The 13,463-nt window shown below is 62.0% G+C and carries 15 protein-coding genes; 4 read left to right on the top strand and 11 right to left on the bottom strand.

The features are described 5' to 3' along the window. The first annotated feature begins 39 nt into the window (after positions 1-39). From H8A95_RS00910 to H8A95_RS00900, 3 genes are all read left to right on the top strand, one after another. Positions 40-552, top strand: coding sequence for a TRAP transporter small permease (locus H8A95_RS00910; RefSeq protein ID WP_229181365.1), 513 nt, complete (start codon positions 40-42; stop codon positions 550-552). A 16-nt stretch (positions 553-568) separates the two neighbouring features. Further along, the gene (locus H8A95_RS00905; protein WP_229181364.1) at positions 569-1,864 is read left to right on the top strand and encodes a TRAP transporter large permease; all 1,296 of its coding nucleotides are present in this window, start codon (positions 569-571) and stop codon (positions 1,862-1,864) included. Between the two features lie 115 nt (positions 1,865-1,979). Next, positions 1,980-3,074: an amidohydrolase family protein gene (locus H8A95_RS00900; RefSeq protein WP_229181363.1), complete on the top strand. Its 1,095-nt coding sequence runs from the start codon at positions 1,980-1,982 to the stop codon at positions 3,072-3,074. Positions 3,075-3,146: 72 nt separating this feature from the next. Here H8A95_RS00900 and H8A95_RS00895 read toward each other — a convergent pair whose 3' ends face one another. The 7 genes from H8A95_RS00895 to H8A95_RS00865 form a co-directional block, all read right to left on the bottom strand. Beyond that, the gene (locus H8A95_RS00895) at positions 3,147-3,434 is read right to left on the bottom strand and encodes a hypothetical protein (protein WP_229181362.1); all 288 of its coding nucleotides are present in this window, start codon (positions 3,432-3,434) and stop codon (positions 3,147-3,149) included. Positions 3,435-3,571: 137 nt separating this feature from the next. After that, positions 3,572-4,309, bottom strand: coding sequence for a Crp/Fnr family transcriptional regulator (locus H8A95_RS00890; protein WP_229181361.1), 738 nt, complete (start codon positions 4,307-4,309; stop codon positions 3,572-3,574). Positions 4,310-4,602: 293 nt separating this feature from the next. After that, entirely contained in the window at positions 4,603-5,442 is an 840-nt protein-coding gene (locus H8A95_RS00885) for a phosphodiesterase (RefSeq protein WP_229181360.1), read from the bottom strand. Positions 5,443-5,451: 9 nt separating this feature from the next. Beyond that, the gene (locus tag H8A95_RS00880) at positions 5,452-6,510 is read right to left on the bottom strand and encodes an ABC transporter ATP-binding protein (protein WP_229181359.1); all 1,059 of its coding nucleotides are present in this window, start codon (positions 6,508-6,510) and stop codon (positions 5,452-5,454) included. Beyond that, on the bottom strand, positions 6,507-7,292 hold the full coding sequence (locus tag H8A95_RS00875) for an ABC transporter permease (protein ID WP_229181358.1): 786 nt from the start codon (positions 7,290-7,292) through the stop codon (positions 6,507-6,509). Before H8A95_RS00875 ends, H8A95_RS00880 begins: the two co-directional genes overlap by 4 nt. Positions 7,293-7,296: 4 nt before the next feature. Further along, entirely contained in the window at positions 7,297-8,112 is an 816-nt protein-coding gene (locus tag H8A95_RS00870; RefSeq protein ID WP_229181357.1) for an ABC transporter permease, read from the bottom strand. A gap of 38 nt (positions 8,113-8,150) precedes the next feature. After that, entirely contained in the window at positions 8,151-9,158 is a 1,008-nt protein-coding gene (locus H8A95_RS00865) for an ABC transporter substrate-binding protein (RefSeq protein WP_229181356.1), read from the bottom strand. Between the two features lie 185 nt (positions 9,159-9,343). Between H8A95_RS00865 and H8A95_RS00860 the strand changes: the two genes are divergently transcribed. After that, complete coding sequence (locus H8A95_RS00860; protein ID WP_229181355.1) at positions 9,344-10,141, top strand: zinc-dependent alcohol dehydrogenase; 798 nt, start codon at positions 9,344-9,346, stop codon at positions 10,139-10,141. Here the strand turns inward: H8A95_RS00860 and H8A95_RS00855 are convergent. From H8A95_RS00855 to H8A95_RS00840, 4 genes are read right to left on the bottom strand one after another with little or no spacing between them, the layout of a single operon-like run. Further along, on the bottom strand, positions 10,060-10,764 hold the full coding sequence (locus H8A95_RS00855) for an ABC transporter ATP-binding protein (protein WP_229181402.1): 705 nt from the start codon (positions 10,762-10,764) through the stop codon (positions 10,060-10,062). The two genes, H8A95_RS00860 and H8A95_RS00855, sit on opposite strands and share 82 nt — an antisense overlap. A 4-nt stretch (positions 10,765-10,768) precedes the next feature. Next, positions 10,769-11,539 (bottom strand): ABC transporter ATP-binding protein, encoded by a 771-nt coding sequence (locus tag H8A95_RS00850; protein ID WP_229181354.1) that lies wholly within the window; start codon positions 11,537-11,539, stop codon positions 10,769-10,771. Further along, positions 11,536-12,522 (bottom strand): branched-chain amino acid ABC transporter permease, encoded by a 987-nt coding sequence (locus H8A95_RS00845; RefSeq protein WP_229181353.1) that lies wholly within the window; start codon positions 12,520-12,522, stop codon positions 11,536-11,538. The genes H8A95_RS00850 and H8A95_RS00845 overlap by 4 nt, the downstream gene beginning before the upstream one ends. A gap of 7 nt (positions 12,523-12,529) precedes the next feature. Further along, positions 12,530-13,414: a branched-chain amino acid ABC transporter permease gene (locus H8A95_RS00840; RefSeq protein WP_229181352.1), complete on the bottom strand. Its 885-nt coding sequence runs from the start codon at positions 13,412-13,414 to the stop codon at positions 12,530-12,532. Between the last annotated feature and the right edge of the window lie 49 nt (positions 13,415-13,463).

The raw sequence follows: 13,463 nt of genomic DNA, 5'->3' as shown, positions 1-13,463 counted from the left end.
CCGCACCACACGGGAAATCGTTATCCTACAGGAAATGACATGGCCGGATCATATCGCCGCGCGATGGACTATCTGTATCTTGCCTGCGTCATCACGGGCTCTGCAGCACTGGTGCTGATTTCAGCAGTCATCCCCTGGGCGGTGTTCACGCGCTACGTGCTGAATAGCGCCGCATCCTGGCCCGAGCCGCTCGCGGTGTTGCTCACCATCGTCGTGACGTTCATCGGTGCAGCCGCCGGCTATCGGCTCAACCTGCACATGAACGTCGCATATTTCGCCAACAAGCTGCCTGACCCATTGCGCAGCCTCGCCGACCTCGTCGTCCAGCTGCTGATGGGGCTGATCGCCCTGTTCATGGTCATCTGGGGTTGTCGGCTCGTCGAGGTGACCTGGCACAACACGATCGCCGACTTCCCGTCGCTTTCGGTCGGCGTCACCTATCTTCCAATTCCGATCGGCGGCGCCTGCCTGCTGCTGTTCATCATCGAGCGGATTTTCCTGGGTGCGCCGCCCGATCCGATCGCACCACACCGCGACTTATCCGCCGATTGATCGCGAGAGGCCTACGATGGACATCCTCATTCTGCTCGCGACGATGCTGCTCTGCTTCCTGATCGGCATGCCGATCGCCTACTCGCTGGCGATGGCGGCGATCATCGGCGCCTTGTGGATCGGCATTCCCCTGGAAGCGGTGATGCTGAAGATCTCCGACGGCGTCAGCAAGGTCGCGATGCTGACGATCCCGTTCTTCGTACTGGCCGGCGCGATCATGGCGGAGGGCGGCATGGCGCGGCGGCTGGTTGCGTTTGCCGACGTGCTGGTTGGACTGACCCGTCTGCGCGGCGGCCTGTCGATCGTCAACGTGCTTGCGACGACCTTCCTGAGCGGCATTTCCGGATCGGCGGTCGCCGATACATCCGCCATCGGCTCGGTGATGATCCCGCAGATGGAAAAGAACGGCTATCCGCGCGTGTTCGCGACCAACCTGACGATCACCTCGTCGGTTCAGGCCCTGCTGGTGCCGCCGAGCCACAATGCGGTGCTCTACTCGCTTGCGACGGGCGGAACGATCTCGATCAGCGCGCTCTTCATGGCCGGCGTGTTCCCGGGGCTGCTGCTCGGCTTCTCGCTGATCATTCTGTGCCTGGCCGTCGCCTATCGCGAAAAGCACCCGCATGGCCAGACCGTACCGGCCAAAGAGGCGATCCGGATCGCCATCGATGCCGCCTGGGGCCTCATCACCCTCGTCATCATCCTGGGCGGGATTCTCGGCGGCATCTTCACCGCCATCGAAGCCGGCGCGATCGCCTGCATCTGGGCGTTCTTCGTCACGATGTTCATCTATCGCGACTATCGCTGGCGCGATTTGCCGGTGCTGCTCCATCGCACATTGCGCACGGTCGCGATGGTGATGACGCTGATCGCCTGCGCCTCCAGCGTCGGCTACATCATGGCGCTGACGCAGATGCCGGCCAAGATGACCGCGTTCTTCCTGTCGATCTCCGACAACAAGTACGTCATCCTGCTCCTGATCAACGTGCTGCTGCTGGTGCTCGGCACGCTCGTCGACATGGCGCCATCGATCCTGATCGCAACGCCGATCCTGTTGCCGGTCATGAAGAACTTCGGCGTCGATCCGGTTCATTTCGGCATGATCATGCTGCTCAATCTCGGCATCGGCCTGTGCCACCCACCGGTCGGAGCCATTCTGTTTGTCGGCTGCGCGGTCGGCAAGGTCACGATCGAGCAGGTCATGCGCAAGATCTGGCCGTTCTACGCGGTGATGTTCTTTGTCCTGATGTGCGTGACGTATCTCCCGGAGATCTCGCTGTGGCTGCCGCGGCAGCTCCAGGTCCTGCACTGAGCGCACCGGCATCTTGCAGATCAACATTGCGCAACACGCACAGCGTGCGATCTTGCGATCGCTCGCCGGCATCCATAGGCTCCCCGCCATAACAAAAGACAGGGAGGCGATCGTCATGACCACAAGGCGGAATTTCCTGAAATCGGGAGCGTCGGCGGCGGCAGGCATCGTGTTCTGCAGCTGCGGGCTCGTCCACAACGCTAATGCGCAGCAACCGCGGCAGAAGTTGCCGGTCACCGTCGATGGCAAGCGCGTCAAGACCATCGACATCCATTCGCATTGCCACTTCCGCGAGGCGGGCGCCCTGCTCGGTGCCGACGCCGGAAAGCTGCAACTGCCACCGGTCAACGGCGCCACTGAAGCCTTTGTCGAGATCGACAAACGTCTGGCTGCGATGGATGCGCAGGTTGTCGATATGGAAGTGCTTTCGATCAACCCGTTCTGGTACGACCGCGACCGCGATCTTGCGGGGAAGATCGTCAAGATCCAGAACGAAAAGCTCGCCGAACTCTGCGCCTCGAAGCCCGAGCGGTTCGCAGCCTTCGCCTCGCTGACGCTGCAGGCGCCGGACCTTGCGGTGCAGGAGCTGGAAACGGCGGTCAAGAAACAGGGACTGAAGGGTGCGGCGATCGGCGGTGTCGTCGACGGCGTCGAATTCTCCGATTCCAGATTTCATCCCGTATGGGCAAAGGCTGAGGAACTCGGTGTCCCCCTGTTCATCCATCCGCAGGGCGTGCCCGAGCTCAACAAGCGACTGTCAGGCAATGGTTGGCTTGGCAACACGATCGGCAATCCGCTCGAGACCACGATCGCGCTCTCTCACCTGATCTTCGAGGGTACGCTCGATCGCTTCCCGGGATTGAAGATCATCGCCGCGCATGGCGGCGGCTATCTCCCCTCATACGCCGATCGCTCCGACCATCCCTGCCTGGTCGGACCCAAGGGATGCAATCCGGATATGAGGCTCCAGAAGGCGCCGACGGAATATCTCAAGCAGATCTACTTCGACTCCCTCGTCTTCACACCTGAAGCCATCCGGCATCTCGCCGCCCAGGTTGGCGCCAGCCAGATTGTGCTGGGAAGCGACTATCCCTATCCATGGCAACCGGCACCGGTGGATCACATCTTCGCCTGCGAATCGCTGAGCGACGACGACAAGGCCAACATTCTCGGCCGGACTGCAGCAAAGCTGCTCGGTGTTGCCGCGTGAGGATTGCGGCAGGCCCTTGGACAATCTGAATTGCCGGCGTCGCGCACCGACGCGCGACGACGGTATCGAAGATCAGTAGGCCTTCACCGTCCGTATCTCGTTGCGCGGCTGAGGCGTGGGCCCCGGCTGGGCAATTTTTGGCAGCGGATCGGTGTCGACGGCGTAAGTTGCGGCGAACTCCGCCTGCGCTGCGTCCGATATCCATTTGACCGCGGCCGGATGACTGACCAGCATCCCGATCAGTGCAACGATCACAAGCACCGGCAAGGCGATCAGCTTGATGCTGAAGCTCTCGTAGTTGCTCCCCGGATCCTGGCTGCTGTCTGGATCTTGCTGTCGGTTGTCGAAAGAGCCCTGCATGGATTCCTCCACAGTGCGGATCTGATCCACCTAGGGGTCACTTACCGCAGGGCACGCAAGGCCGATGTGAATGATTTCACAGGCCTTGTCGGGTTCACCGTTTCGTGAAATGCCGGATAGAGCGAGCAGCCGGAGTGCTACTCGCCGTCGTCAGCCCCGGCGTCGACCAGCTCTTGAAGCGACTCGGGCTTCAGCACGACGATCGCGCCGTGCTCGAGCCTGACCCAACCGCGCGTCGCCCACGCGCGGAGCTGCTTGTTGATGCTCTCGCGGGTCATACCGACCATCTCGCTGATCTCCTGCTGGGTGATCGAGATGGTTCGCCCCTGTGGCTTGTGCTTGTCGCTCAGGCGCAGCAGCGCGCTCGCCAGACGGCCGGGCAGGTCCTGCAGGATGACCTGCTCGACCTGGTCGCTGGTCCAGCGCAACCTTGCGCAAAGCAATTCGATGAACTTCATCGCCAGCGTCGGCTGGCTACGCACGAAGGGAATGAACTCGCGCCGGTCGATGACGAACAGTTCGCAATTGGTGTTGGCGGTGGCATCAGCGGTGCGCGACAAGCCGTCGAGCAGTGCGATCTCGCCGAAGATCTCTCCTGCCTCGATCAGGTTCAGGATGGCGTTGCGACCATCCGGCGACGAGATGCTGATCTTTACCGTGCCCGAAATCACCGCAATCAGGCTGGTGCCCGGATCGCCCTTGGAAAAGATCGTCGTGCCGCGCTTCAGCGTGGTGTGCTTTGCGTAACGGCAGAGCTGATCGAACGCTTCGGGCTCGAGATCGGCAAAGTAAGGATGCTTGCGCAGCACCGACAGCTTGTTGTTCGAAAACGACGGCGCGCCGGCAGTTCGTTCTATGTGCGGCGCACCGGTCATTGTGATCCAGACTGATTGTGTTGCGTTCAATCGGCCCGCTACCAGGAGCGGACACCGACAAAGCCATCGATCAATGAAAGCGGAAAGGACTATAACCCCACCGGGCCACTACAGCAACAATAGGTCCGCCCCGGTGGCATTGGGCTAGAAGGCATCCAAGGTACAATTTGGAATAAATATGTGCCTATGCAACGCTCAATTGCGGACAGCGGACCGTCCGTGACGCGGAATGTCCAGTCCGTCTCGACACTCTCGCCCGGCAAAACAGTCCCTGCGGGGTCTGCGCCGCCAACTTACAGCAGCTTGCCGTCTGGCCCAAAGAACGGGTGCGGTCCGTCAAACTGACCGATCGGGACCTGGTGGGTGACCAACTGCCCAAAATCCTGCCCGGGAAACCAGGTGTGCAAGTGAAAGGCGGGCGGTTCCACCTTGAACGACGGTTCGCGGAGCTGTCCGAGGTCCAGATCGACCGCATGGTTCGGCGCGGGGCACAGCGTCACGGGAATTCCGGCAAAGGCCGTCAGCATGGCGCGGTGGACGTGCCCGCAGCCGATCAACCGCACGCGCGGGTGACGCCTGACGATTCCTGCCAGTTCGTCGGCATTGAACAGGTCTTGGCGGTCCATATGCCAGATACCGCCCTTGAACGGCGGGTGATGCAGGAAGAGCAGCGCCGGCCGATCGACGGCCGCCGCCAGCGTCGCATCCAGCCATTGCAGCGTGGCGGGTTCGAGCATGCCGTGCGGCTTCCCGGCAACGCTTGAATCAAGCAGCAGCAGATCGAGGCCATTCACCTCGATCTTCTGATCGAGCGGGCCCGTCGCGTGAGCATAGGACGCGACAGGAAACGCGGCACGCATCCACTCACGCGAATCGTGATTGCCGGGAATGCCGGCAAACGGCAAGCGCAGCGGCGCGAGCAATCGCTTCAGATAGTCGTATTCTTCAACCGACGGCGTATCGACGAGGTCGCCCGAGATGACAACGAAGTCGGGCGCCGGCTCGAATGCGTTGAGCGCCGCCACACAGCGTTCGAGCGCCTTGGCGGTATCGACCCGGCCATAGGCCAACGCTCCCGGCGGCTTGATGTGGAGGTCGGATATCTGGGCGATGAGGACCGGTTTCGACGGCATCGATGAATCTCATGGTTCGGAAGGCAGAAGACGAACAGCGTCGGCCGCAATCGAAAGTCCGACCCGATCGCCGACCTTGGCCTGAATGGTGTTGGACGCGTCGACATTGAGCGGCTTGCCCGATGCGCCGCTCACGACAATTCTCTGTCGGTCGCCAATGAAGCTGACGGAATCGACAGTTCCCGAGAGCTGCCCTGCCCCAGCGTCCGCAACGCGAATGGTTTCAGGGCGGATCATCACGGTAGCGTTCGCAATTGTCGCACCGCCGTCGATCGGCAGTCGTCCGCCGGGAAGGATCATTGCACCATTCTCGATCGGCGCTTCAATGATGTTCGCCGCTCCGATGAATTCCGCCACGAACCGATCCTTCGGCGCGAAGTAGACTTCGCGCGGCGTGCCGATCTGGGCGATCGCTCCCTTCCGCATCACCACAATCCGGTCACCCAATTCCATCGCCTCGGCCTGATCATGGGTGACATAGATCGTCGTGATACCAAGTGCTCGCAACAGCCGGTTGAGCTCACCGCGCAACCGGTCGCGCAAGGCGGCGTCAAGCGCGGTCAAAGGCTCGTCGAGCAGCAGGATGCCGGGCCGGATCGCGACCGCGCGCGCCAGCGCAACGCGCTGACGTTGGCCACCCGAAAGCTGGTCGATGCGGCGGTTCTCCAATCCCGTGATGTTCGTGAGAGTCACGAGTTCGGCGACGCGTGCGGCACGCTCGTCCCTGGCAACGCCGCGGATCTTCAAGCCATAGGCGATATTGTCCGCCACCGTCATGTTGGGAAACAGGGCGTAGGACTGGAACACCATCCCGACATTGCGCCGCTCGATCGGGACCAAGGTCATATCCTTGCCGTCGAACAGGACCTTGCCGCCGGTATCCGGCAGTTCGAGGCCCGCGATGATGCGCAGCATCGTGGTCTTGCCGCAGCCGGACGGGCCGAGCAGTACCAGCGTCTCGCCGCGCGCGATATCGAGGGTCGCGGGATCGAGCGCACGCGTGCCGTCGGCAAATGTCTTGCCGCAACTCTCGATCCGCACCGCAGCGCCGTGTCCCGCCGTACTCATCGCTTGTGATCCCTGTCAGCCAGCAGTTGCATTGCGACCAGGAGTGGAATGATCATCACGAAGAAGATCAGCGTGTAGGCCGAGGCCACTTCGAGCCGCATCGAGGCGTAGCTGTCGGCGAGCCCGATCGGCAGCGTCTTCGTCAACGGCGTATGCAGCATCCAGGTCAGATTGAATTCACCGAGCGAGAGCGTGACCACCATCAGTGCGCCGGCAAGAATTCCGGGCAGCGCGTTCGGCACGATGACATCGCAGAAGCGCCGCCAAGGCGATGCGCCCAGCGAGGCGGCGCCCTCATCCAGCGTCTTGACGTCGACGGTTGCAAACACCGCCATGACGGACCGCACCATGAACGGCATGGTGAAGATCACGTGTCCGACCAGGATGAAGAGCCAGGAACGGCGGAAGCCACCAAAGCTCCCATATGCGAGCAGCAATGCAAGCGCGATCGCAAGCCCGGGGATTGCGAGCGGCAGCGTGATGATTTCCTCGACGATGCGGGCAAGCGGTCCTCCCCGCGTATGCAGGGCATAGGCCGCGGGAACACCCGCAAGCAAGGTGACCGCAAGCGTCGCGAATGCGATCACGAAGGAGAGCAGAATTGTGCCGGCATAGAGATCCCAGACCTGCGCGACCCATTGCAGCGTCACGCCGGACTGGATGCCCCGGAAATAATTGACAGTCACGCCGGCGGAGATGGAAAGCCCCGCGGGCACCACCAGGAAGGCCGCAACGAGCAGCGTGAAGATCAACTGGCCGGTGAAGATCAGGCGATCGCGCATGCGTTCACCCGGCCGCCGCAACCGCGCTGCCGCTGAACGTGCGGGCGAGCGCAAGGATGAGCCAGGTGATCAGGCCGAGCCCCACCGACAGCGCGGCCGAGGTCGCGAAGTTGGCGGCCAGCGTGAACTCGGTGTAGATCAGCATCGGCAACACGTCGATGTTCGTCGCCAGCGTGAAAGCCGTCCCGAAGGCCCCCATCGCGGTCGCAAACGCGATCGCGCCGGACGCAACGAAGGCCGGCGCCAGCGCCGGCAGCACGACGTCACGCTGCACCGCCCAGGGGCTGGCACCGAGCGAACGCGCGGCTTCCTCCAGACCGATATCGAGCTTTTGCACGGCCGCCATGATGGTGAGGATCACGCGCGGGATCGAGAAGTAGAGATAACCGAGGAAGAGCCCGTAGATCGAATAAGCGAAGACGAATTTCTCGCCGAAGATCCGGTTCGAGAGATCGCCGATCAGCCCTTGCCGGCCCGCCAGCAGAATGATCATGAAGCCGACCACTACGCCGGGAAAAGCCAACGGAAAGGTCAGCATCGCGATCAGCACGGCACGCCCGGGAAAGCGGTGCCGCTGCAGAAACATGCCGGCAATCGTCGCCACGATCAGCGTGACGACCGTCGTTGCGGCCGCCAGCAGCACGGTGTTGATCAACGTCGCGCGATAGCGGCCTTCCGTCAGGATGGCGAGATACCCGGCGAGCCCGTGCGGCCCTTCGGCACCCGCGACCACGAGGCGAGCCATCGGCAACAGGAAGAATGCCGTGGTCACGACGGCGAGCGGCAACAGGCAGAACCAGACGAAGGATTTTTGCGACATCGGAAGAATGGTGCCCCGGCGAGGGGCACCATATTGCCTCAGCGAACCTCGGCGAGATAGCGGTCGACGAAGGCTTTTTGCACGTTTTCCATCTCGCCCCAGTCGACGCTCTTGGCGCGGGCATAGTCGCTGTCGGGGAGGAATTTGCCCTTCACGGAAGCCGGCAGTTCGATCGGGCGGGCCGGACGCAGATAGGCATTGGTCCAGATCGCCTGCCCCTTGTCGGACAAGAGATAGTCCATCACCTTCTTGGCCTTCTCCTTGTCGGGCGCGTTCTTCACGAGACCAACAACATAGGGAAACACCACCGAGCCCTCGCAGGGAATCACAAACTCGAAGTTGCCCTTCTCCGAATATTTCGCGCGATAAGCATTGAAGTCGTAGTCGAACAGGATCGGCATCTCGCCGGAGACGACGCGGGCATAGGACGTCTGCTTGGGTACGATCGGATCGTTCTTGCGCAGCTCCTTGAAGAAATTGATCGCCGGATCGAAATTGCCGGGCGAGCCGCCGAGCGCCAGATTGACGGCAACCGCGCCGACATAGCCAACCGCCGCCGACGACGGATCGAGATAGCCGACCATGCCCTTGTAGTCGGGCTTCAGGAGGTCCTTCCAGCAGGCCGGCACCGGCTTGCCGCCGAGCGCGTCCTTGTTCACGAACAGACCGAGCGTGCCGGAGTGGATCGTGGTCCAATAGCCATCCGGGTCCTTGAGGCCGGCGGGGACCTGATCCCAATGCGCCGGCTTGTAGGGCTCGAGCGCGTCCTGGGCCTTGGCTTTCATGCCGAAGGTCACGCCGAAATAGCCGATATCGCCGACCGGATTGCTCTTCTCGGCCAGGATCTGGGCCAGCGCCTGGCCGGAATTCTTGTTGTCATGCGGGATGTCGTAGTTGAGGTCCGCCTTGATCGCCTTCAGCATCGAGGCCCAATCGGCCCATTCCGGCGGGCAGTTGTAGCAGATCACGTCGGCCGCCTTGGCGGATTGCCAGGGCGCGATCAGTGTCAGCGCCAGCAACGCAAGGACAAGGCGGACGATCTTCATGGGAGGCTCCGGTCTGGGAGTGGATGCAATGAGGATTTCAACATCAACCGGGCGACCAAGTATAGGCCACGTATGAAGGTTTTGCGACGCGCTTGCTGCCGTGCAGCAAATGCGAAGCCAACGATGGGAGGCTCGTCGCTGCCGGTCGTTTCGGGCTAGGCTGCCAGCCAAAAGAGGAGGCGCCCATGTACCAACCGCCCGGGGTCGAGACATCGCCCGATCTTGCCGTTCCCGACCTGATGAAAGCCTGGGTCCTTGGCGACCCCGACCAGCTCTTCCTTCGAGAAAAGCCAACGCCGATCCCGTCGCGTGCCGAGGTGCTGGTTCGCATCGACGCAGTTGCGATCTGCGCCACCGATCTCGAAATTATCCATGCCGGGTCGCCGGCAAGCATTCAGGGTGGCCCGCCCTTCAACAAGAACTTCACACCGGGCCACGAATATATGGGAACGGTTGCCGCGCTCGGCCCTGATGTCGACGAGTTCAAAATCGGCGAGAGGATCAGCGTCGAGATGCACGCCGGCTGCGGCCAATGCAAACGCTGCCGCCAGGGCATGTACACGTCCTGTCTCAACTATGGAAAGCCCGAGAAGGGTCATCGCGCCAACGGCTTTACGACCGATGGCGGGTTCGCCGAATACGCGGTCAACCACATCAACACGCTGGCGCGGGTGCCGGACAGTATGAGCGACGCGGAGGCGACGCTCGTGGTGACTGCCGGGACATCGATGTATGGCTTGACGGAATTGGGGGGATTGGTGGCCGGCGAGAGCGTCGTGGTGATCGGTCCAGGGCCGATCGGACTTCTCGCAGTTGCTGTGGCCAAGGCGCTCGGCGCAAGCCCGGTGATCCTGACCGGCACGCGCAACACGATGGCACGCAGGCTGATCCGAGAGCCTGCTCACACCGAGCAGTATCGCTCCTTGATCTCGTCATCGGCCAGCAGCGCCTGCGCAGAGGCCTGGTGCACGACGGACCCTTGATCCAGCACATAGGCCCGATCGGCGATGCCGAGCGCGAGCTCGACGTTCTGCTCGACCAGCAAAACCGTCGTTCCTTGCGCCTTCATGCTCCGGAACAGCTCGAACATCTCGTCGACCAGGACCGGCATGATCCCCTCCGACGGTTCATCCAGCATGATCAGGTCGGGCTTTGCGATCATCGCGCGCGCGATCGCCAGCATCTGCTGCTCTCCGCCGGACATCGTGACCGCCTCTTGATCCATGCGCTCGGCCAGTCGCGGGAAGATCACGGCGATCTCGTCGATCAGCTCGGCTTCCCGCTTCTTATGCTTCGAAGCGACCAGCCCAAGCCGCAGGTTTTCCCGCACCGACAGTCCCTGCACGATCCGCCGCTCTTCGGGTACATAGGCGAGCCCCAACGCGAAACGCACATGCGCCGGCTGGCGCAACAGTTCCTCACCCTTGAAGATAACCGAGCCGCGCGCCCGCCCTATCAACCCCATGATCGATTTCAACGTCGTCGTCTTGCCGGCGCCATTGCGGCCGATCAGGCAGACGATTTCGCCCCTGGTCACCTCGAGGCTGATGTCCTGCAAAGCGTGGCTTGCGCCATACCAGGCATTGAGCTGGCTGACCTGCAGCATCACCTCAATGCTCCCGCTGCCCGAGATAGACACGCTTCACCGCCTCGTTCTGCCGAACCTCCTGGGGCGTCCCCTCGGCAAGCAACTCTCCGTGGTGCAGCACGAGGATCCGGTCGCTGATCCCGAGCACCAGCTTCATCTTGTGCTCGACGAGGATGACCGTGCGTTCCTTTGCGAGTTTCACGATCAGATCCATCATGGTCCGGGTTTCTTCCGGGCTCATGCCGGCCGTCGGTTCGTCAAGCAGCAGCAAACGAGGCTGGCTGGCAAGCGCCATCCCGATCTCCAGCGCCCGCTGCTCGCCATGGGCTAACGTCTTGGCGGCACGTTCCCGAGAATCCCACAGTCCGACCAGGGCCAGCAATTCGTCCGCCCGCTCCACCAGCTCGGTCAGGCGTGCGCGCGGACGCCAGATGTCATATCGCGACACCAGCGCCTGCAGGCCGACGCGGATGTTCTCACACGTCGTGAGCTGCGGAAACACGCTGGTGATCTGAAAGGATTTCGCGATCCCCATATGGGCAAAACGATGTTGCGGCAGACCGGTGACGTCCTTGCCCTCGAATTCGACACTGCCCTTGGTGGGTGGAAAGGCGCCGCACAGCAAATTGAAATAGGTGCTCTTCCCCGCGCCGTTCGGACCGATGATGGAGGTGATCGCCCCTCTGGAAAACTCGGCCGAGATATTGTTGAGCGCGACAAACTTGCCGAACGTCTTGCCGACGCCACTGGTGCGCAGAATGATTTCTCCGGCTTGGCCCGCTACGGCGCTCATCGTCTGCCCCGGGCGATCAACGTGCCCCAGATGCCGGCGGGGAAGAACAGCACGCATGCAATGAAGATGGCGCCTACGATCAGCTGCCAGTGAACGGTCCACACGGAGACGATGTTTTCCAGGACCAGAAAGACGGCCGCGCCGATCATCGGCCCGAAGAATGTCCCCATCCCGCCTAGCAGAGCGATCATCACGACAAGGCCCGACGTCTCATAGTGCAGGATCTCGATCGGAACGATCGACAGATGCAGGGCCTGCAAGGCACCCGCGAGCCCGCAGAAACCTCCCGACAAAACGAAAGTCAGCAAGCGCGTCAGGGTCACGTCGTAGCCAGATGCGCGGGCACGCATCTCGTTCTCCCGCACCGCTTCGATGACGGCGCCAAAGGGCGAGGCAAGAATGCGGGACATCACGAAGAATGCGGCGATCACGAAAGCCGCAATGACGTAATACCGGATCATCGGATTGATGAAGTCGATCCGCAAGCCGAACAGATCGATGGTGCGGACATTGATGCCGCGGAGCCCGTTCTCGCCGCCGGTCAAGTCGACGGCCTGATAGAACAGGTAATAGACACATTGCGACAGCGCCATGGTGACCATCGCGAAGTAGATACCGCGGGTCCTGATCGCAAGCACGCCGATCAACAGCGCCATCAACAGGCCGCCGGCGACCCCGGCCGCAATGGCCGCATACCACGGCCAGCCGAAGTGCACGATGGCAATGCCGCAGAGATAGGCGCCGGTCCCGAACAACGCTGCATGACCGAACGACAGAAGGCCAAGATAGCCAAACACAAGGTTGAAACCGAGAGCGTAGAGCCCATAGATCAGGATATTCACGGCCAAGGCCGTGAACGGCATCACCAGCGGAAAAATCAGGATCACCACCGCCACGATGCTGGCGCGGTGTCGTGTTGCGAACTCGTACCAACTTCCCGTCGTGGCACGGTGCGGTTTGATCGATTGAGCAGCTTTCGTCATGCCGGTCTCAGCTCATCAATCCGGCGCGGCCGAAGAAGCCATGGGGACGAACGATCAGAACGATCGCCATCAGGGCAAAGATCGAAACCTTGGCCATCTCGGGTGCGAACAGCGAGGTCATGCTGACCACCACGCCGACCAGCAGGCCTGCCAATACAGCACCGCCGATCGAACCCATCCCTCCGACGACCGTCACGACGAAAGCCTCGGCGAGGATCGTGCCGCCCATCTCCGGGATGACGCCCTGAAGCGGAGCCGCCAACAGACCGGCAAAGCCCGCAATCGCGGTACCTATTCCGAACACTATCAACCAGACCCTGGAAACATCGACCCCAAGGACGCGGACGATCTGCGGATCGCGTGCCCCGGCGCGGATAATGAGCCCGTAGCTCGTCTTCTCCAGAAACAGCCAGAGCGCCAGCAGCACAACGGCCGTCGCGCCTATCACGAACAGGCGGTAGAGCGGGAAATAGCCGACTCCGATATCGACGGCGCCCTGCAAGACTTCGGGCGTGTCGAAAGGATAGCCAGTCTTGCCAAAGGCAATGCGAACGCATTCGACCATCACGTAGCTGAGCCCGAACGTCAGCAGCAGCGGATAGTCGATGCCGCGGCCGTAGAGCGGCCGGATCACCACGCGCTCGACGGCAAGGCCGGACAGTCCGATCACGATCGGCACAGCCACGAGGCAGATCCAGAAATTACCGCCGATCGAGATCAAATAGAGCCCAACATAGGCGCCGACCATATAGAAGGCGCCGTGAGCGAAGTTGACGACCGTCAGCATCCCGAAGATCAGCGAGAGGCCGATCGCAAACAGCACGTAGATTGCGCCAAGCGCGAGCCCGGCAAACAATTGCAGCGCGATCAAGTCAAAGCTCAGGCCCGCCATTTGTCCCCTCAGCACGACGCGCACCGCCCCGCGGCGTGCGTCGGCGCAT

The sequence above is a fragment of the Bradyrhizobium oropedii genome, from assembly GCF_020889685.1.
GTDB lineage: Bacteria > Pseudomonadota > Alphaproteobacteria > Rhizobiales > Xanthobacteraceae > Bradyrhizobium > Bradyrhizobium oropedii.
This window is presented reverse-complemented; position numbering and strand designations above follow the sequence as displayed.

Excerpts from the sequence above, each read along its gene's own strand:
- H8A95_RS00910 (WP_229181365.1), top strand. The coding sequence starts at position 40 with ATGGCCGGATCATATCGCCGCGCGATGGACTATCTGTATCTTGCCTGC.
- H8A95_RS00905 (WP_229181364.1), top strand. The coding sequence starts at position 569 with ATGGACATCCTCATTCTGCTCGCGACGATGCTGCTCTGCTTCCTGATC.
- H8A95_RS00900 (WP_229181363.1), top strand. The coding sequence starts at position 1,980 with ATGACCACAAGGCGGAATTTCCTGAAATCGGGAGCGTCGGCGGCGGCA.
- H8A95_RS00895 (WP_229181362.1), bottom strand. The coding sequence starts at position 3,434 with ATGCAGGGCTCTTTCGACAACCGACAGCAAGATCCAGACAGCAGCCAG.
- H8A95_RS00890 (WP_229181361.1), bottom strand. The coding sequence starts at position 4,309 with ATGACCGGTGCGCCGCACATAGAACGAACTGCCGGCGCGCCGTCGTTT.
- H8A95_RS00885 (WP_229181360.1), bottom strand. The coding sequence starts at position 5,442 with ATGCCGTCGAAACCGGTCCTCATCGCCCAGATATCCGACCTCCACATC.
- H8A95_RS00880 (WP_229181359.1), bottom strand. The coding sequence starts at position 6,510 with ATGAGTACGGCGGGACACGGCGCTGCGGTGCGGATCGAGAGTTGCGGC.
- H8A95_RS00875 (WP_229181358.1), bottom strand. The coding sequence starts at position 7,292 with ATGCGCGATCGCCTGATCTTCACCGGCCAGTTGATCTTCACGCTGCTC.
- H8A95_RS00870 (WP_229181357.1), bottom strand. The coding sequence starts at position 8,112 with ATGTCGCAAAAATCCTTCGTCTGGTTCTGCCTGTTGCCGCTCGCCGTC.
- H8A95_RS00865 (WP_229181356.1), bottom strand. The coding sequence starts at position 9,158 with ATGAAGATCGTCCGCCTTGTCCTTGCGTTGCTGGCGCTGACACTGATC.
- H8A95_RS00860 (WP_229181355.1), top strand. The coding sequence starts at position 9,344 with ATGTACCAACCGCCCGGGGTCGAGACATCGCCCGATCTTGCCGTTCCC.
- H8A95_RS00855 (WP_229181402.1), bottom strand. The coding sequence starts at position 10,764 with ATGCTGCAGGTCAGCCAGCTCAATGCCTGGTATGGCGCAAGCCACGCT.
- H8A95_RS00850 (WP_229181354.1), bottom strand. The coding sequence starts at position 11,539 with ATGAGCGCCGTAGCGGGCCAAGCCGGAGAAATCATTCTGCGCACCAGT.
- H8A95_RS00845 (WP_229181353.1), bottom strand. The coding sequence starts at position 12,522 with ATGACGAAAGCTGCTCAATCGATCAAACCGCACCGTGCCACGACGGGA.
- H8A95_RS00840 (WP_229181352.1), bottom strand. The coding sequence starts at position 13,414 with ATGGCGGGCCTGAGCTTTGACTTGATCGCGCTGCAATTGTTTGCCGGG.